This is a genomic window from Nocardioides sp. YJ-D4, from assembly GCF_054031495.1.
In genome coordinates, this window is sequence record NZ_CM132932.1 from 4,740,529 (window position 1) to 4,757,691 (window position 17,163).

Here is a 17,163-nt window from a genome sequence, read left to right on the forward strand (position 1 = left end):
CTTCTGACATGGCCCGGGTAGCGATCGTGACCGACTCGACCGCGATGCTTCCATCCGATCTCGGGGATGCCACGGAGCTGATCACATCGGTGCCGTTGCAGGTGATCGTGGATGGGACGTCGTACGACGACGGGGTGGAGGAGACGTCGCCCGAAGCGCTGCTGGCGGCGTTGGCGGCACACAAGACGGTGACGACCTCCCGGCCCTCGCCGGCGCTCCTGGCGGAGGTCTACGCGAAGCTCGCGGCGCAGGGCTTCGAGGAGATCGTCTCCATCCACCTCTCCGCGGAGCTGAGCGCGACGTGCGAGTCCTCGATGCTCGCGGCGCGGGAGGCTCCGGTGCCGGTGATCACCGTGGACACGAAGGTGGTCGGACCCGGGGTCGGGTTCGCCGTTCTGGCTGCCGCGGAGGTGGCCGGGCGCGGCGGGAGTGCTGCCGAGGCTCGCGAGGCCGCGCTGGCGCGGGTCGCCGCCACTCGTTCCTACTTCTACGTCGACACGCTCGAGTACCTGCGCCGGGGCGGGCGGATCGGCGCGGCTGCTGCTCTGCTCGGGACGGCGCTCGCGGTCAAGCCGCTGCTCACGATCGAGGACGGGCGGGTCGTGCCGCACGAGCGGGTGCGTACGGCTGAGCGGGCGATCGCGCGGCTGCAGGCACTCGGGGTCGAGGCGGGCGAGGATGCGGACGCCGTCGAGATCGTCGTCGCTCACCTGGGCAGCCCCGACCGGGCAGCCGCGATGAGCGAGGGACTCTCCGCCGAGCTGAACGGCAAGATCAACGGCGACGTACGCGTCGGGGTGCTGGGCGCGGTACTGGGTGCGCATGTCGGGCCGGGGTGTGTGGCGGTCGTGGTGGGTCCCAAGCTCTGATTCTGGGCCGATTACCGTCCACAGGGGCGGTTGAGGATCGGGTTCTCCACAGGCGCTGAGAACGCGCTCGGAAGTGTCGGCGCGGGCGCATAGCTTCGGCGTCATGCGGACCCGACCGACCTCTGATCACGCCGATGCCGTCGCCCGGCGGCTGGAGCAGCTGCGCGCCGAGCTGGACCCGCCAAAGGAGGAGGACGAGGGCGAGGAGGACTGGCAGCCGCCGTGGTGGGACGGGCCGAGAGCGACCGACACCGCGGAGCTGGATCCGCTGGTGCCGGTCCCGGGACGCCACGCGTCTCGGCGTCAGGTCGTGATCTCGCCTGATGCGGTGCTGCCCGAGCCGCTGCGCGGGCGGGTGAGCCTCGGCCCATGGCATCTCGTCGTCGTCTCGCTGGTACTGGTCGCCGGGCTGGCGGTGGCCTGCTGGTGGATGATCCGCGCCGACCCGGAGGTGGTGCCGGCCGCCCGGGCCTCGCCCTCGGCCTCCCCGCTGGTCGCGCTGCCGACCGCCTCGGTGGCGCCCGGGAGCACGGCCGCGTTGCCGTCGGGCGGAGCGTCGGCCGGGACGGTGACGGTCGACGTCGAGGGCAAGGTGCCCAAGCCCGGCATCGTCGTGCTGCCGGTCGGCTCCCGGGTGGTGGATGCCGTCGAGGCTGCCGGCGGGGCCTCCCACAAGCAGCTCGCCGGGCTCAACCTCGCTGCTCTGCTCAGCGACGGTCAGCAGATCGTGGTCGGTGCGCCCAACGGGGGAGGTGGCGTCGCGGCGCCCGGCTCTGGTGCCCCGGCGGCTGGTGCGCCAGGGGCGGGGGTGAGCCTCAACGCCGCCTCGTTGGAGGAGCTGGAGACGTTGCCCGGGGTGGGGCCGGTGACAGCGCAGGCGATCATCGACTGGCGCACGACCAACGGCGCGTTCACCTCCGTCGACGAGCTGCTCGAGGTCGACGGGATCGGACCGAAGACCTACGACTCGCTGGCACCGCTGGTCACGTTGTGAACGACCTGCGACTGCCGTTACTCGGAGCCGGTGCGTGGGCGGGGGCGTTGGCCGGGCCGGTGGTGGTGGTCGGCGGACGGTCCGGGGTGGTTCTGCTCGTGCTCCTCGCCGCGGTCCTCGGCATCGGCGGTGGATGGGCCGTTCGGAAGCGTCGCCCGACGGCGCTGGCGTTGGTGCTGATGGTCGCCGGGACCGCCGTCGTCGCGGGGCTGCACGCCGCCCGGGTCAGCGACAACCCGGTGGCGGACCTGGCCGCGCGCAAGGCGCAGGTGCGGGTGGTCGCCACCGTCACCACCGACCCGAAGGAGGTGACGGGTCAGCACGGGACGTACCAGCTCCGGCGCGCCAGCGTGCGAGAGATCAGGGGCCGCGGGGTGGTCTACAGGCTGCGTACGCCGGTGGTCGTGCTCGGCGGCGACCCCTGGGCGGACATCCCGCTCGGGGCGACGGTGTCGACGACCGGACGTCTGGGGGAGAGCGACTCGCACGAGGAGTCGGCGCTGCTGATCGCGGGGCAGCCGCGAGTCGTCGCGGGTCCGGGGATCTGGTGGCGGGCCTCCGAGACGCTGCGTGGCTCGATCCGGGATGCGGTGGCGCATCGGCCGCCGGACCAGGCGGCATTGGTTCCGGCGCTGGTCGACGGTGACGACACCGGTCTCTCCGACGACCTCGCGGACGACTTCCGGACGACCGGTCTGACCCACCTGCTCGCGGTCTCCGGCACCAACCTGACCCTGGTGGTGGGATTCCTGCTCATCGTCGCCCGCTGGGCCGGGGTGCGGGGGAGAGGGCTGTACGCCGTCGGGGTGCTCGGAATCCTCGGGTTCATCGTGCTCGCCCGCACCGAGCCGAGTGTGGTGCGGGCGGCCGCGATGGGTGCGGTCGGACTGCTGGCGATGACGCACAACGGACGCCAGCGAGCGCTGCGCGGGCTCGGCGCGGCGGTGATCGGGCTGCTGCTGATCGACCCCGGGCTGGCGACCTCGATCGGGTTCACCCTCTCGGTTCTGGCCACGGCCGGCATCCTGCTCTTCGGGCCACCGTGGCGGGACGCTCTGCGGCGCTGGATGCCGCAGTGGTGTGCGGAGGCGATCGCCGTCCCGGCAGCGGCGCAGCTGGCCTGCACTCCGGTGGTCGCCGCCATCTCCGGCCAGGTCAGCCTGGTCGCGGTGCTCGCCAACCTGCTGGTCGAGCCCGCCGTCGCACCGGCGACGGTGCTCGGTCTCCTGGGAGGTCTGCTCGGGCTGGTATGGGATCCGCTCGGCATGGTCGCGGGCACGATCGCGACCTGGTGCGTCGCCTGGATCATCGCGGTCGCCCGCTTCGGTGCCGGGCTGCCGACCGCGGAGGTCGGGTGGGCGACCGGGCCGCTGGCCCTGGCGGTGCTCGTGGTCGTCTGTGTCGCCATCGCCTTCCTGGCGCCGCGGATCCTGCGGCATCCGGTCACCGGGGTGTCCGGTTGCCTGGTGCTGCTCGCGGTCGCGCTGGTGCGGCTGCCGAGCCCGGGCTGGCCCCCGCCGGGATGGGTGCTCGTGATGTGCGACGTGGGACAGGGAGACGCCCTGGTGGTGCGCACCGGATCGGGGAGTGCCGTCGTGGTGGACGCCGGCCCCGATCCGGACCTCGTCGACGACTGTCTCGACCGACTCGAGATCGAGGACGTTCCGCTCGCCGTGATCACCCACTTCCACGCCGACCACGTCAACGGCGTCGAGGGCGTCTTCGCCGGCCGCCGGGTCGGGGAGCTGTGGACCTCACGGCTCCAGGACCCGCCCGAAGGCGTACGGGTCCTCGGCGAGACCGCCGGTGCGGCCGGAGTGGTGCCGGTTCCGGCCCCCTACGCGGCCACGACCACGATCGGTGAGGTACGGATCCAGGTGCTCTGGCCGACGGGCGAGTCCGACACCCGCGGTCCCGGGGACGGCTCCACCGCCAACGACGCGAGCGTGGTTCTCCTCGTCGAGTCCCGCGGCCTGCGCCTGCTGTTGACCGGCGACATCGAGCCGGAGGGTCAGGACCAACTCGCCGACGACCTGGCCGAGCTCGACATCGACGTGCTCAAGGTGCCCCACCACGGCTCGCGCTATCAGGACCTCGACTGGCTGCGTGCGCTGCGCGCGCAGGTCGCTCTCGTCCCGGTCGGTGCCGGCAATGACTACGGCCACCCGGCCACCGCCACGGTCCAAGGGCTCGCGGAGAGCGGCACCGAGGTCTACCGCACCGACCGCGACGGCTCGGTCGCGGTCGTCGAGTCGGGAGGTGAGGCCGCCGTGGTGACGAGATAAGTGTCGGTGCCGTGTGGGAGGGTTTGAGCATGGCACGCACCGCCTCCGCACCGAGCCCCACCGGCAACCTCTCGGCCTCCGACGTCCTGGGTCGGGTGACGCTGGTGACCGGCAAGGAGGAGTTCCTGGGGGAGCGTACGGTCGCGGCTGCGAAAGCCGCGGTGAAGGCCTACGACGCCGAGGCTGAAGTATCCGAGGCGACCGCCGCCGATCTGACGCTGGCGACTCTCGGCGAGCTGAGCGCACCGTCGCTCTTCTCGAGCATCAGGTGCGTCGTCGTCCGGAACCTCGAGAACCTGCCGGACGAGTCGGTGGCGGGCCTGATGGACTATGCCGGGATGCCCGCGGAGGAGGTCGCCCTCGTCCTCGTCCACGGTGGTGGGCAGAAGGGCAGCGGCACGCTCGCCAAGCTCCGCAAGCTCCCGAAGGTGACCGAGCACAAGTCGGTCGAGCTGAAGGCGCGTGAGTTCGGCAGCTTCGTGAAGGCCGAGCTGCGGCTGCACGGAGCGAGCATCGACGAGGAGGGCGCCGACTTCCTGATCCAGGCCGTCGGCCAGGACCTCCGCGCCCTGGCCGCCGCTGCCAGCCAGCTCGCCGGCGACAACGAGGCGAAGCGACTCGGCCTGGAGCACGTGAAGCAGTACTTCGGCGGCCGGGCCGAGGTGAAGAACTACGTGATCGCGGACGCGATCATCTCCGGCGACAGGGTCAAGGCCCTCGAGGAGATCCGCTGGGCGCTCGACACCGGCTCCTCCCCGGTCTACGTCCTCTCCGCCGTCGCGGGCCAGCTGCGCACGGTCGCCAACCACGTCGCCGGGATCCGCGACAGCGGCACCCCGCCCTGGAAGCAGAAGTCCATCGCCGGCCTCGCCCGCGGCTGGTCCCGCGAAGGCATCGGCGAGGCCCTCCGCTCGGTCGCCCGAGCCGACGCCGACCTCAAGGGCGCCGCCAGCGATCCGGCGTACACGCTCGAGCGCCTCGTCCTCACGATCGCTGCCCTCCGCCAGCGCTGACCCCGCCGAGGCGTCACCCGGTCGGCCGAGACGTCACCCCGGTCGGCCGAGACGGCAGCTAAGTGACGTCTCGACCGACGTAAGTGACGCCTCGGCCGACGTAAGCGACGCCTCGGGGAATGACGAAAGCCCCCGTCGCGGAGGACGGGGGCTTCGGTGGGGCTTACCTCAGAGGGAGGCAGCCTTCTTGGCGATCGCCGACTTGCGGTTGGCGGCCTGGTTCTTGTGGATGACGCCCTTGGAGGCGGCCTTGTCGAGCTTCTTGGCGACGACCTTGGCGGTCTCGACCGCCGCGTCCTTCTCGCCGGCCTCAGCGGCGGCGTGGAACTTGCGGATGACGGTCTTGAGCTCGCTCTTGACGGCCTTGTTCCGCTCGTGCGCCTTCTCGTTCTGCTTGTTGCGCTTGATCTGCGACTTGATGTTCGCCATGGGTGAATGATCTCCAGTGCTTCGACGTGTGGTGGTGCGAGCTCTCAATCCGGCCCCTCGGGGAAATGAGAGGGGAGAGGCCTACGCGAACACGCTTGCGGTCAAGATTACAGACTCGCGTCGTTTGGCCTCAAATCGCCGTACCTCCCATAGCTACTCCGGGGTAGGCTGTGGTGATCTCGGTCACGAGATTTCCGGCGGAACCCCCTGTTGCGGCTCGGCTCCAGCGTCTAGGGTCCCCCGCGCGGTCCCTCTCGTGCTAACCGCCCACCGTTCACCCCCCACGCACACACTGCAGGCCAGGAGAATCATGCCGACCCAGTCCGCGATCGATCTCGCATTCCTCGACGAGATGCCGGCGAACTTCGCCCTTCACTTCCTCAACCGGGTCAAGGCGACCCCGAATGCGGAAGCGTTCCGCTATCCCGTGGTCGGCTCGACGACCGAGGCAGGCGGAGAGGAGTGGAAGTCGCTGACCTGGAAGGAGGCCAGCGACCTGGCCAGCCGCCTCGCCGCGGGCCTCGTCTCACTCGGCCTCGAGCTCGAGCAGCGGGTCGGCATCGCCTCGACCACCCGCTACGAGTGGATCATCGCCGACCTCGCGGTGATGCTCGCCGGTGGCGCCACCACGACTGTCTACCCGACGACCAACGTCGACGACACCGCCTACATCCTCGGCGACGCCGAGTGCCGCTTCGTCTTCGCCGAGGACGACGGTCAGCTCGCCAAGATCGCCGAGAGGGCCGCCGATCTGCCCGAGATCGTCAAGGTGATCACCTTCGACGGTCAGACCGACGGTGAGCGGGTCATCGGTCTGGACGACCTCGCGGCCATCGGCGACAAGTACCTCGCCGATCACCCGGACGTGATCGAGGAGACCGCGGCCAAGATCACCCCGGACCACCTGGCCACGCTGGTCTACACCTCCGGCACCACCGGCCGGCCGAAGGGCGTACGCCTGCTCCATCGCGCGTGGGTCTACGAGGGCGAGGTGTTCCGGGCCAAGGGCGACGTGCTCGGCCCCGACGACCTGCAGTTCCTGTGGCTGCCGATGTCGCACGTCTTCGGCAAGGTGCTGCTCTCGGTCCAGATCGCCTGCGGCTTCCCGACCGCGATCGACGGCCGGATGGACAAGATCGTCGACAACCTGGCGATCGTGAAGCCGACCTTCATGGGCGCCGCCCCGCGCATCTTCGAGAAGGTGCACGCCAGGATCACGATGATGGTCGAGAACGACGGTGGTGTGAAGAAGAAGCTCTTCGACGCCGCCTTCGCCAACGGCATCGCCCGCGACCGGCTGCTGCGCGAGGGCAAGTCCGTGCCGACCTCGATGGCGCTCAAGCACGCCGTGCTCGACAAGCTGGTGCTCAGCAAGGTGCGTGAGCGCTTCGGTGGCCGCGTACGGTTCTTCATCTCCGGCTCGGCCCCGCTCAACCGCGAGATCGCCGAGTGGTTCCGGGCCGCGGGGATCCTGATCATGGAGGGCTACGGCTCGACCGAGAACGCCGCGGGCGCGTCCGTCGGCACCCTGACGGAGAACAAGCTCGGCACCGTCGGCAAGGCGTTCCCGGGCAGCGAGGTGAAGATCGGCGAGAACGACGAGCTGCTCATCCGTGGCCCGCACGTGATGCCGGGCTACCACAACCTGCCCGAGGAGACCGCCAAGGCGCTCGACGCCGAGGGCTGGTACCACACCGGTGACAAGGCCTCGATCGACGAGGAGGGCTACATCACCATCACCGGCCGGATCAAGGAGCTCTTCAAGACCTCGGGCGGGAAGTACGTCGCGCCGCCGGCGATCGAGTCGAAGTTCGCCGCGCTGTGCCCCTACACCAGCCAGTTCCTGGTCTTCGGTGCCAACCGCAACTTCGTCAGCGCCCTGATCGCCCTCGACCCCGAGTCGATCACCGCCTGGGGCGCCTCCCACGGTCTGGAGGGGAAGTCGTACGAGGAGATCGTCACCTCGCCGCAGGTGCGTGAGCTGATCGGCGGCTACGTCGACGAGCTCAACGCCGGCCTCAACCGCTGGGAGACCATCAAGAAGTGGGAGATCCTCGAGCACGACCTGACCGTCGAGAGCGGTGAGCTCACCCCGTCGCTGAAGGTGAAGCGCAACGTCGTGGAGGCGAAGGAGCAGGCGCGGATCGACGCGTTCTACGCCGGGTCCTGATCCCAGGCTCGGCGCTCCGCCAGCCAGTCCAGACACACCTCGCCCTGCCACCGCTGCATCCTGCGGAGGTGGGGCGAGGTCGTCTTGACCGGCTGGTCGGCGGCGGCCAGGAAGTAGCCGGCGAAGAGGGCCAGGACGGAGTCGATGGCCTCCGGGGCGGCCTGCGACAGCAGCGGATGGGTGGCCAGGAACGACTCGGCGTCGAGGCCGTCACCGCGAGGTCCGACCAGCAGCAGGAGCGAGTCGATCCAGTCGGCGCCGAGAACCGGCCAGGTCCACTCGACCAGCAGGACGCCGCCGTCGGGGCGGATGCGGATGGTGTCGTCGCGTACGTCCAGGTGGACCAGCGTCCCGCCGGCGGTGTGCTCCGCGAACCCGGCGGCGATCTCGGCCGCCCGGTCGGCGTGCGGGTAGCCGGCCACCCGGTCCCACAAGGCGGGGTACGAGGCGTGCTCCTCGGCGAAGGTCGGCCAGCCGATGCCCGGGGCCGGGGTGAGCGCGGCGGTGGTCTCGACCAGCGCCTGGGAGACGACCTCGAGGTCCGCGGGAGTCCAGGGCCGCGAAGGCAGCCGCGACTCGATGTGCTCGAAGGCCAGGACGACCCACTCGCCGTCGTCGAACCACCTCAGCTTCGGGGCGGGGACCCAGCCGGCGAGCTTCTTCAGCTTCGCGGCCTCCTCCCGGTAGAGCGCGGCGGAGTCGCGCTGCGCCTTGGCGGAGGCCGCCTTCACGAAGTGCTGGGATCCGTCCTGGCAGGTCAGCACCGAGGCGAACCCCGGCGTGAACCCGGCCCCGTGCGACTCCGCCGAGACCACCGGCCCACCGCCGAGGCGTTTCTCGATCGAGGACCGCAGGAACGGCGGCAGGTGCGGCCACTCCAGGCGGCGGGCGGTCTGCCCGTGCGGGATGTTCGTCGGGATCGCGCTCACGACCACATCCTTGTGTACGCCGGCCATGATGCGCCAGCGCACCACGGCACCGGAAGCTAGGACATCGGCGGCTGGTCGAGCTGTGCGGCGGGCTTGCCGGTGGCGACGTCCCAGGCGGCGACGCCTTCCTCGGCCGACGCGGTGTAGAGGGTCTTCCCGTCGGGGCTGAAGATCACGTTCGAACCCGGCACCGCGGACCGGACGAGGTCACGGGACTCGCCCGTACCGCCCAGCGCCTTCGGTGCCCACAGGACCAGCTCGGCATCGGCGGAGTCGCTCGTGACAGCCAGCGTGCGAGAGTCGGGGGAGAAAGCGACGGCGCCGACCGGGTGATCAGGTAGCGTCTCGACGGCCTCGAGCGTCTCGGCGTCCCAGATCGTGGGGTAGCCCTCGGTGGTGGCGCCGGCGATCCAGCGGCCGTCCGGGCTCCAGACCGGGTCGGCTACGTTTGCGGCCACGAGGGTGCCGACCTCGTCGCCCGATTCGGCCTCGAGGATCGAGACGCTGTCGCCGGAGGCGACCGCCACCTGCTTGCTGTCGGGGCTGAACGAGATCGATCCGACACCGTTGCCGAGATCGGTGCTCGCCACCTCGTCGCCGTCCTCGACCGACCAGATGATCAGGTCGCCCTCGAGCCCGGCGCCGGCCACGAGCCGACCCTCGGGACTGAACGCGATCTCGCCGACCGGGCTGGCGTCGGTGACCTGCGGGTTCGGCAGGCCCTCGAGCCGCTGGACCTGCTTGTCGCCGTCCACCTCGACCAGCGCGATGTCCGAGCAACCGACCTTCCGCGCGACGAGCGTGAGGTCGGGGCTGATGGCGCCGTAGCCGGTGTCGGAGATCGTCTCGTATGCACCCCCGGCAGCGCTCCAGCGGCAGGTGCCGTCGGTGCAGCTGGCCACGACGTACTTCCCGTCGGGGTCGGTGACTAGCGAGCCGGCGTCGACCCGCGACGGCATGACCGCTGCGGCCAGGCTGATCGTGCCGCCGGACGTCCCGAGCGCGGAGATGTCGCAGCCGTCCTGGTCGGGGTCGCCGGCGCACCCGGCCAGGAGCGCGGCGGCGAGCACGCCGATGAGCGGGACGCTGAGGACGTACGTTCGGGGTTTCATCGGTCCTTCTGGAGAGATCGGTCAGGCGAACGAGGACACGTCGAAGTAGGCGACGGTGCCGTCGGTGCAGGTGAGACGGTCGAGTCGACGGCCCCCGGTCTCGACGAGGTCCTGGCGGTCCCGGACCTTGTCGAGGGCTCGGAGCATGTCGTACTCGTCGTTGATACGCAGCACCGACCACGGATGTTGCTCGCTGCCGTCGCCGGTGGAGCGGATGCTGCGCAGCGCGGCACCGGCGACCTGCCGCTCGCGGGCGGCGGCCCGGCCGTCGCCGGACTGCTCCAGCGCGGTGGCCATCCGCAGGTGGACCGAGGGGCTGAAGATCGCCCCCGGCATGGCCCGCCGCAGCTCGGCGGCGGCCGCGGCGTACGACCCCTCGGCGAGCAGTCTGTCGACCGAGTCGAGGTCGAGATCGGCGGTGAAGTTCGCCGCGCCACGGACGGCGCGGCGAAGCGGCCCGAGGGTCTCGGGGCCAGGGTCGTCGAGGTAGGCGGAGACCAGGTCGGCGTACGTCGTCATCGGGACTCCTCCAGGAGCCGGTTGAACTCCTCCTCGGTGAGGTTGTTCAGGTAGTCACGGCCGGAGTTGCGGGCGTCGGTCTCGACGGGCTGGTTGTAGTACTCGTCGAAGGAGTCGCCGTTGTCGGTGCTCTTGTAGTCGTCGAAGTTCTCCTCCCAGTCCTCGGCCTGCTCCTCGGTGATCCCGTCTTCCTTGTGCTCGTCGAAGGGGTCGTCCTCCCACCAGAACTGCCAGTCGTTCTTGTCGTCGATGGCCTCGTGCTGGCGACCGTGACGGACCTCGTGGGCGACGGTGTTGATCAGCTGGCCGGGGTCGTCGAGCACGTTGGGGTTGAGCGCCATCGTCGGCTCTTCGTCGTTCCAGTAGCCGTAGGTGATGCTGCCGTCGCTCCAGTCGTCGTTCTCCAGATCGGACCAGTCGATGGTGGGCATGTCGACGCCGCTCTCCTCGGCGATCTTCTTGACCATCTCCTCGAGCACGGCCTTGCGCTCCTCGATGGTGAGCGTCTCCCACTTCTCCGCGATGGCCGGGTCGATGTTGCCGTACTCGTCGCCCTGCTCGTTGATGCCGGTCGGCAGGCCGCGGGCGAGGATCGCGTCGACGCCGACGGCCTTGGCGAGGGCCTTCTCGATCTCGTCGGCGATCTCCTGGGCGATGTTCTGACGGCTGCTGCTCCACTCCTCGGCCTCGAAACGGCTCTTGAAGGTCGGCGGGGTGGCGGTGCTGGTCACCGTGCCGTCGTCGCTGACGTTGAACTCGTTGGTCTTGGCCCGGTCGAGGATCCCGGCGACGAGACGCTCGATGGCCTCGACCTCGGGCTCGGCGGTGTAGAGCGCCTTCTGCATCTCCTGCTTGGCGGTGATGTGGCTGCTGAGGCTCTTGACCAGGCCGTCGCGATGCCCTCGGGCGGCGTCGGCGGCCACCCCGGTCCAGGACTTGGCCACGCCGTTGGCCTCGAGCTCGTCGCGGCTGGTCTCCAGCTTGCGGAGGTCGGCCTTGAGTCCGTCGCCGGCGTCACCCAGCGGCGCGGCTTTCCAGGTCTTGACCTGGCCGAACGTGATCGCCATCAGACGAGCGCGGTCGCGTCGAAGTGGACGAGGGTCCCGTCGGTGCAGGTGTGGCGGTCGATACGCCGCCCGTCGGCGTCCAGGAGATCCTGGCGGCCGGGGACCTTCTTCAGGGCGCGGAGCAGGTCGTACTCGTCATTGATCCGCAGCACCGTCCAAGGATGCTCCAGGGTGCCGTCGCCGGTCGCCCGGATGCTCCGCAGGGCAGCGCTGGCGACCTGACGCTCGCGAGCCGCTGAGCGCTCCTCACCGGAGCGCTCCAGGGCGGTCGCCAGGCGCAGGTGGGCCGACGGGCTGAAGATTGCCCCGGGCATGAGTGCCCGCAGCGCGGTCGCGGCCTCGGCGTAGGCGCCCTCGTCGAGCAGCTTGTCGACGGCGCTGAGGTCGAGGTCGACGGTGAAGTTGGCGGAGTTGCGGACCGCGCGGCGCAGCGGCGCGAGCGTCTCGGGGCCGGGGGCGTCGAGGTAGGCGGTGACCAGGTCGGCGTACGTCGTCATTTCGACTCCTTCAGGAGACGGTCGAGCTCAGCGGCGGTCAGGTTGTCGAGATATTCGCGACCGGACTTGCGGGCGTCGGCCTCGACGGGCTGGTTGTAGTACTCCTCGTACGTGTCGCCGTTGTCGGTGCTCTTGTAGTCGTCGAAGTTCTCCTCCCAGTCCTCGGCCTGCTCCTCGGTGATCCCGTCTTCCCTGTGCTCGTCGAAGGGGTCGTCCTCCCACCAGAACTGGAAGTCGTTGTTGTCCTCGATCGCCTCGTACTGCCGGGCATGGCGCATCTCGTGAGCCACGGTGTGCAGGATGTCGGGATTGTCGACATTGCCCGGATTGAGGTGCACGGTGTGGTCGTCCTCGCTCCAGTAGCCGTTGGTGCTGCCCTGGGCGTCCCAGACGATGTCCTCGACATCGACGCCGTACTCCTCGGCGAGCTCCGCGATCTTCTGGTCGATGATCGCCTTGCGCTCGGCATCGGTGAGCTGGGCCCAGCGCTCGGTCACCTCGGGGGAGGCCAGGCCGCGCTCGTCACGGGTGTGATCGAGATCCTTGTCGGTGCCGGTCGGGATGCCGTCGGTGAGGATCTGGTCCACACCGGCCGCCTTGGCGAGGGCGTCGGTGATGTCGTCGGCGATCTCCTGCGCGACGAACTGGCGGCTGCTGCTCCATTCCTCGGCCTCGAAACGGCTCTTGAACGTCGGCGGCGTGGCGGTGCTGGTCACCGAGCCGTCGTCACCGACGGTGAACTCGTTGGTCTTGGCCCGGTCGAGGATCCCGGCGACGAGACGCTCGATGGCCTCGACCTCGGGCTCGGCGGCGTAGAGCGCCTTCTGCATCTGCTGCTTGCCGGTGATGTGGCCGCTCAGCTGCTTGACCAGCGTGTCGCGGTGGCCGCGGGCCGCGTCGGCGGCCGCACCGGTCCAGGACTTGGCCACGCCGTTGGCCTCGAGCTCGTCGCGGCTGGTCTCCAGCTTGCGCAGGTCGGCCTTGAGCCCGTCGCCGGCGTCACCCAGTGGTGCCGCCTTCCAGGTCTTGACCTGGCCGAACGTGATCGCCATCAGTTCGGGCCCATGACCTTTCCGCCCTTGTCGCCGGCGGCCTGGTCAGCGGCCTCGAACTCGTCGAGAGCCTTCTGCATCTCCGCGGCGAGCTTCTGGGAGCTGTCGGCCGCGGCCTTCGTCTCATCGGTCCAGCGGGTGCCGAGATCGGACATGTAGGTGACCGACTCCGCCCCTGGGACCGCAGCGCCCGCCTTGCTCAGATAGCCGGCGGAGTCGGCTTTGCGTACGGCGCTCTCGGCGTCCGTTGCGATGCCGATGGATGTCTTCATGTCCTTGGGGACGACATGAATTTCGCTCATGGTCTGCTGGTCCTCCTGGGCCCGAACGGGAGACGGCTAGGGCGTGTCTTCGCAGAGACACGCCCTAGCCGGCAGACCCTAACGGAAACTCGGGTCCAGCGTCTTCGTAAATAGCGCACCGCCGTCGACGTCACGGAGGGTGACGGTGAGCTGCTGCGTACGTCCGTCGATCTCGACCTCGCCGAAGAACTGGAAGCCGTCGGCGGGTGAGGTGTTGGCGGCTGGGGGAGCGGCCACGAACTCGGCGGCCGGACCGAAGGTGGGGTCCAGCTTGTTGGGGCCGAAGGCGCCGGCGTTGAGCGGGCCGGAGACGAACTCCCAGAACGGGTCGAAGTCCTGGTACGCGGCGCGGCCGGGGTCGTAGGAGTGCGCTGCCGTGTAGTGGACGTCAGCGGTCAGCCAGACGTGGTTGCGGATGCCGAGGCGCTTGAGCCCGGAGAGCACGGTCGCGATGTCGAGCTCACGGCCGAGCGGGGCGCCGGCGTCGCCCTGGGAGATGCCCTCCTGCAGCGGACCGTCGGGGACGACCAGGCCGATCGGCAGGTCGGCGGCGATGACCTTCCAGGTGGCCAGGGAGGCAGCCAGCTCGCGCAGCAGCCATTTCGTCTGACGCTCACCGAGGACGCCCCCGTCGGCGCTCGTCTCGGCGTTGGTCGTGTTGGCGTCCTTGTGGGTGCGCATGTCGAGGACGAACAGGTCCATCAGCGGTCCGTAGGAGAGCTTGCGGTAGATCCGGCCGTCGGGGTCGGGGGAGGCGTCGCCGACCGGGATGTACTCGTGGAAGGCCTGCTTCGCGCGCGCCGCGAGGACATCCACACGGCGCTCGGTGTAGCGGCCGTCGTCGGGGAGGATCTCGCCCGGGTACCAGTTGTTGGTGACCTCGTGGTCGTCCCACTGCGCCACGATCGGCGTCTGGGCGAGGAACGCGCGCCAGTTGTCGGCGAGCAGGTTGTAGGCGTACTGACCGCGGAACTCGGCCAGCGTCTCGGCGACCTTGTGCTTCTCCTCGGTGACGATGTTGTTCCAGACCCGTCCGTCGGGGAGGGTCACGGTCGAGGTGAGCGGGCCGTCGGCGTAGACGTTGTCGCCCGAGCTCAGGAAGAAGTCGGCCTCGCGCGCAGCCATCGCGGGCGCGATCCGGAAGCCGCCGAAGTCGGGGTTGGCGCCCCAGCCCTGGCCGGCGATGTCGCCGGACCAGAGGAACCGGATGTCCTGGCGGCGTGCGGGAGCGGTACGCAGCCGGCCCAGCTCCCAGGCGCTGCCGCGTCGCGGGTCGTCGGGGTCGACGGCACGGACCCGGTAGAAGTAGTCGCGCCCCGCCTCGAGGCCGTCGACCTTCAGCTCCCCGGTGAAGTCGCTGCGCGCGGTCACCACCGGGCCGCTGACCGGCCGGGCCCGGCGGAACGACTCGTCGGCCGAGATCTCCGCGACCAGGCGGGAGGTCTTGTCCGCCCGGCTCCACAGCACGCCGCCGCGGGCGCCGACGTCACCGGACTGGACGCCGTGGGTGAGGGTCGGTCGGTTGCCGCGGACGAAGGCGGGGGCCGAGGCGGGGGCGGCGTGGGCGGCTGCTGCGGTCGTGGGGATGACGAGTCCGGCACCGGCGGCGGCACCGAGGCCGAGGACGGAGCGGCGGTTGAGTGGGGTCATGGGCCAAACCTGCCGATTGCGGCGGAACGACCGGTGAGTTCCGCGGGTCGTGTCGGTGAACACGTACGCGAAGGGTGCCGTCCCCGGGTGAAGAAAAGTTTCTTTCACCCGGATGTCGAGATCCCCGGGCGGGCTCCGAGAGAGGGGTGAAGGCCGGAGAAGCCGGCCGCACACGAGGAGCGACATCATGAACGACGAGTACGCCATGCCCGCACTGCCCGCACCGAGCCCCGGCGTCCGCGCCCTGGACCGGCTGATCGGCACCTGGAAGGTGACCGGCGGGGCGGAGGGCGAGGTGACCTACCGCTGGATGGAAGGCGGCTACTTCCTGCTGCAGGACGTACGCCTGGAGCAGTACGGCCAGGTCACGACCGGGATCGAGGTGATCGGCAACCTGCGCCCCTTCGGCGAGGAGCCGAGCGCCGACGTGCACTCGCGCTACTACGACAACACCGGCGCCACCCTCGACTACGTCTACGAGCTCGACGGCGACACTCTCACCATCTGGGGAGGCGAGAAGGGCTCGCCGGTGAAGTTCGTCGGCACCTTCGACGAGACCGGCGACGTGATGACCGGCGAGTGGGACTACGCCGGCCAGGGCGGCTACGAGTCGACGATGACCCGGGCCTGATCCGCGCGCCGGAGCAGGTAGTCGCGCTCGGCCTCGTTGGCGGTCAGCTCCGCCGCCGCCCGGAACTGGGCGGCGGCGGACGGGTCGCGCCGCTGGTCCAGCAGGTGCGCCCGCACCGCCAGGACCCGCTGCGCGGTCAGCGGATCGCCGGCGAGGCCGTGCTCGGCGTCGAGCTCGTCCAGCAGCTGCAGGCCGACCACCGGGCCGAACGCGTGCGCCGCCGCGACGACTCGGCCCAGGCGGACCGGTGCGGTCGGCAGCGTACGTTCCAGCAGGAGGTAGAGGCCGAGGATCTCGTGCCAGTCGGTGTCCGCGGCCGACGTCGCGTGGGCGTGCACCGCGGCGATCGCCGCCTGGAGCCGGAACGGGCCCGGATCACCGGCGTCCCACACCTCCGCCAGCACGGCCAACCCCTCCTCGATCAGCGCGCGATCCCACCGCGAGCGGTCCTGCTCGGCCAGCGGCACCAGGCCGAGGTCGGGGTCGGTGCGGGCCGGCCGCCGGGCCTCGGTGAGCAGCATCAGCGCCAGCAGGCCGGCGACCTCGGGCTCGCCCGGAGCGATCCGGGCGAGCATCCGGGTCAGCCGGATCGACTCGTGCGCCAGGTCGACCCGGCCCAGCTCGGGGCCGGCGGTGGCGGTGTAGCCCTCGTTGAAGACGAGGTAGAGCACCTCGAGCACGGCGCCGATCCGATCAGCGCGCTCGGCCTCCCCGGGCGGCGTGAACCGGGCGCCGGCCTTGCGCAGCGTCTGCTTCGCCCGGCTGATTCGGGTGCCCATGGTGTTCTCGGGGACGCCGTACGCATGGGCGATCTCGGTCGTCGTCAGCCCGCCCACGGCGCGCAGCGTGAGCGCCACCTGGCCGGTCCGCGACAGCGCCGGATGACAGCAGAGCAGCAACAGCGTCAGGCTGTCGTCGGTCTCCGCCGCCGGGCCGGCCGGCGTGACCACCTCGGCGATCCCGATCTGGAGCTCGCGGCGGTGGGCCGCCTGCTCGGAGCGGAGCAGGTCCACCATCCGCCGGTAGCCGACCCTGGTCAGCCAGGAGCGCGGGTTCTCCGGAACGCCGTCGCGCGCCCACTGGATGCTGGCGTCCAGCAGCGCCTCCTGGACCGCGTCCTCGGCGGCCTCGAACCGGCCGAAGCGGCGGACCAGGGCGCTCAGGACGTACGGCGCCTCGGTCCGCAGCAGGTCCTCGAGCGCCGCCGGTCCGGTCATGCCGACAGAGCCTAGTTTCGAGGGTCTAGTTTCGAGACATGAAATACCTGCTGCTGGGATACACGCCCGCCGACGCGTGGGACGCCTCCGACACGGCCTCCGAGGAGGCGCTCGCGGCGTTCGCGGAGTACCAGAAGTTCGAGGAGGAACTGGTCGCCAACGGCGAGCTGGTCAGCACCGAGGGCCTGGGGCACCCGGCCGTGTCGGTCACCGTCCGGCCGGGCGAGAACGGTCCGGTCGCGACCGACGGACCGTTCGCCGAGCTGAAGGAGGTCATGGCCAGCTTCGCCGTCATCGACGTGGCCAGCCAGGAGCGCGCCATCGACATCGTGTCGCGGATCGTCGCGGTCCTCGGGGAGCCGATCGAGATCCGGCCGGTGATGGGGGACGACTTCGCGCAGGTGTGACCCGCTGGGATGCGGGTGGC

General features: G+C 70.4%; 17 protein-coding genes. 7 read left to right on the forward strand and 10 right to left on the reverse strand.

Translation table 11 applies throughout. The annotated features are described in order from the left end of the window. Positions 1–8 precede the first annotated feature (8 nt). The 4 genes from ACW14X_RS22695 (at position 9) to holA (ending at position 5,161) form a co-directional block, all read left to right on the forward strand. Positions 9–869 (forward strand): DegV family protein, encoded by an 861-nt coding sequence (locus tag ACW14X_RS22695; protein WP_160028156.1) that lies wholly within the window; start codon positions 9–11, stop codon positions 867–869. 103 nt (positions 870–972) lie between these two features. After that, positions 973–1,863, forward strand: a complete 891-nt coding sequence (locus ACW14X_RS22700) for a helix-hairpin-helix domain-containing protein (RefSeq protein WP_201451263.1) — start codon at positions 973–975, stop codon at positions 1,861–1,863. Further along, the gene (locus ACW14X_RS22705) at positions 1,860–4,148 is read left to right on the forward strand and encodes a ComEC/Rec2 family competence protein (RefSeq protein ID WP_160028158.1); all 2,289 of its coding nucleotides are present in this window, start codon (positions 1,860–1,862) and stop codon (positions 4,146–4,148) included. The genes ACW14X_RS22700 and ACW14X_RS22705 overlap by 4 nt, the downstream gene beginning before the upstream one ends. A 29-nt stretch (positions 4,149–4,177) precedes the next feature. Beyond that, complete coding sequence (gene holA, locus ACW14X_RS22710) at positions 4,178–5,161, forward strand: DNA polymerase III subunit delta (RefSeq protein ID WP_160028160.1); 984 nt, start codon at positions 4,178–4,180, stop codon at positions 5,159–5,161. Between the two features lie 168 nt (positions 5,162–5,329). On the opposite strand, the gene rpsT is transcribed toward holA, so the two are convergent. Then, entirely contained in the window at positions 5,330–5,590 is a 261-nt protein-coding gene (gene rpsT, locus ACW14X_RS22715) for a 30S ribosomal protein S20 (RefSeq protein WP_160028162.1), read from the reverse strand. 310 nt (positions 5,591–5,900) lie between these two features. Here rpsT and ACW14X_RS22720 point away from each other — a divergent pair, with 310 nt between their 5' ends. Beyond that, positions 5,901–7,760 carry an AMP-dependent synthetase/ligase gene (locus tag ACW14X_RS22720; RefSeq protein ID WP_160028164.1) on the forward strand — a complete coding sequence of 620 codons (1,860 nt, stop codon included), beginning with the start codon at positions 5,901–5,903 and terminating at the stop codon, positions 7,758–7,760. Here ACW14X_RS22720 and ACW14X_RS22725 read toward each other — a convergent pair. The 8 genes from ACW14X_RS22725 to ACW14X_RS22760 form a co-directional block, all read right to left on the reverse strand. Then, positions 7,745–8,689, reverse strand: coding sequence for a hypothetical protein (locus ACW14X_RS22725; RefSeq protein WP_457163400.1), 945 nt, complete (start codon positions 8,687–8,689; stop codon positions 7,745–7,747). The genes ACW14X_RS22720 and ACW14X_RS22725 overlap by 16 nt on opposite strands. A 56-nt stretch (positions 8,690–8,745) precedes the next feature. Then, on the reverse strand, positions 8,746–9,801 hold the full coding sequence (locus tag ACW14X_RS22730) for a WD40 repeat domain-containing protein (RefSeq protein WP_457163401.1): 1,056 nt from the start codon (positions 9,799–9,801) through the stop codon (positions 8,746–8,748). 21 nt (positions 9,802–9,822) lie between these two features. Further along, the gene (locus ACW14X_RS22735; RefSeq protein WP_160028170.1) at positions 9,823–10,320 is read right to left on the reverse strand and encodes a DUF4919 domain-containing protein; all 498 of its coding nucleotides are present in this window, start codon (positions 10,318–10,320) and stop codon (positions 9,823–9,825) included. After that, positions 10,317–11,387 (reverse strand): hypothetical protein, encoded by a 1,071-nt coding sequence (locus ACW14X_RS22740; protein WP_457163402.1) that lies wholly within the window; start codon positions 11,385–11,387, stop codon positions 10,317–10,319. Before ACW14X_RS22740 ends, ACW14X_RS22735 begins: the two co-directional genes overlap by 4 nt. After that, positions 11,387–11,884: a DUF4919 domain-containing protein gene (locus ACW14X_RS22745; protein WP_457163403.1), complete on the reverse strand. Its 498-nt coding sequence runs from the start codon at positions 11,882–11,884 to the stop codon at positions 11,387–11,389. The genes ACW14X_RS22740 and ACW14X_RS22745 overlap by 1 nt, the downstream gene beginning before the upstream one ends. Next, on the reverse strand, positions 11,881–12,936 hold the full coding sequence (locus tag ACW14X_RS22750; protein WP_457163404.1) for a hypothetical protein: 1,056 nt from the start codon (positions 12,934–12,936) through the stop codon (positions 11,881–11,883). The genes ACW14X_RS22745 and ACW14X_RS22750 overlap by 4 nt, the downstream gene beginning before the upstream one ends. Then, positions 12,936–13,238 (reverse strand): hypothetical protein, encoded by a 303-nt coding sequence (locus tag ACW14X_RS22755; RefSeq protein ID WP_160028178.1) that lies wholly within the window; start codon positions 13,236–13,238, stop codon positions 12,936–12,938. Before ACW14X_RS22755 ends, ACW14X_RS22750 begins: the two co-directional genes overlap by 1 nt. Positions 13,239–13,316: 78 nt before the next feature. Beyond that, entirely contained in the window at positions 13,317–14,888 is a 1,572-nt protein-coding gene (locus tag ACW14X_RS22760; protein ID WP_457163405.1) for an alkaline phosphatase D family protein, read from the reverse strand. 187 nt (positions 14,889–15,075) lie between these two features. Between ACW14X_RS22760 and ACW14X_RS22765 the strand changes: the two genes are divergently transcribed. Next, on the forward strand, positions 15,076–15,519 hold the full coding sequence (locus ACW14X_RS22765; RefSeq protein ID WP_457163406.1) for a hypothetical protein: 444 nt from the start codon (positions 15,076–15,078) through the stop codon (positions 15,517–15,519). Here ACW14X_RS22765 and ACW14X_RS22770 read toward each other — a convergent pair. After that, positions 15,492–16,736: an RNA polymerase sigma factor gene (locus tag ACW14X_RS22770; RefSeq protein WP_457163407.1), complete on the reverse strand. Its 1,245-nt coding sequence runs from the start codon at positions 16,734–16,736 to the stop codon at positions 15,492–15,494. The genes ACW14X_RS22765 and ACW14X_RS22770 overlap by 28 nt on opposite strands. A 38-nt stretch (positions 16,737–16,774) precedes the next feature. Between ACW14X_RS22770 and ACW14X_RS22775 the strand changes: the two genes are divergently transcribed. Continuing rightward, a complete protein-coding gene (locus ACW14X_RS22775) occupies positions 16,775–17,143 on the forward strand; it encodes a YciI family protein (protein ID WP_400465752.1) in 369 nt (122 codons plus the stop codon). The last annotated feature ends 20 nt before the right edge of the window (positions 17,144–17,163 follow it).

Coding starts and splice junctions, on each gene's coding strand:
- rpsT (WP_160028162.1), bottom strand. CDS start 5,590: ATGGCGAACATCAAGTCGCAGATCAAGCGCAACAAGCAGAACGAGAAG.
- ACW14X_RS22745 (WP_457163403.1), bottom strand. CDS start 11,884: ATGACGACGTACGCCGACCTGGTCACCGCCTACCTCGACGCCCCCGGC.
- ACW14X_RS22760 (WP_457163405.1), bottom strand. CDS start 14,888: ATGACCCCACTCAACCGCCGCTCCGTCCTCGGCCTCGGTGCCGCCGCC.
- ACW14X_RS22740 (WP_457163402.1), bottom strand. CDS start 11,387: ATGGCGATCACGTTCGGCCAGGTCAAGACCTGGAAAGCCGCGCCGCTG.
- ACW14X_RS22695 (WP_160028156.1), top strand. CDS start 9: ATGGCCCGGGTAGCGATCGTGACCGACTCGACCGCGATGCTTCCATCC.
- ACW14X_RS22700 (WP_201451263.1), top strand. CDS start 973: ATGCGGACCCGACCGACCTCTGATCACGCCGATGCCGTCGCCCGGCGG.
- ACW14X_RS22755 (WP_160028178.1), bottom strand. CDS start 13,238: ATGAGCGAAATTCATGTCGTCCCCAAGGACATGAAGACATCCATCGGC.
- ACW14X_RS22765 (WP_457163406.1), top strand. CDS start 15,076: ATGAACGACGAGTACGCCATGCCCGCACTGCCCGCACCGAGCCCCGGC.
- ACW14X_RS22770 (WP_457163407.1), bottom strand. CDS start 16,736: ATGACCGGACCGGCGGCGCTCGAGGACCTGCTGCGGACCGAGGCGCCG.
- ACW14X_RS22735 (WP_160028170.1), bottom strand. CDS start 10,320: ATGACGACGTACGCCGACCTGGTCTCCGCCTACCTCGACGACCCTGGC.
- ACW14X_RS22775 (WP_400465752.1), top strand. CDS start 16,775: ATGAAATACCTGCTGCTGGGATACACGCCCGCCGACGCGTGGGACGCC.
- ACW14X_RS22730 (WP_457163401.1), bottom strand. CDS start 9,801: ATGAAACCCCGAACGTACGTCCTCAGCGTCCCGCTCATCGGCGTGCTC.
- ACW14X_RS22750 (WP_457163404.1), bottom strand. CDS start 12,936: ATGGCGATCACGTTCGGCCAGGTCAAGACCTGGAAGGCGGCACCACTG.
- holA (WP_160028160.1), top strand. CDS start 4,178: ATGGCACGCACCGCCTCCGCACCGAGCCCCACCGGCAACCTCTCGGCC.
- ACW14X_RS22720 (WP_160028164.1), top strand. CDS start 5,901: ATGCCGACCCAGTCCGCGATCGATCTCGCATTCCTCGACGAGATGCCG.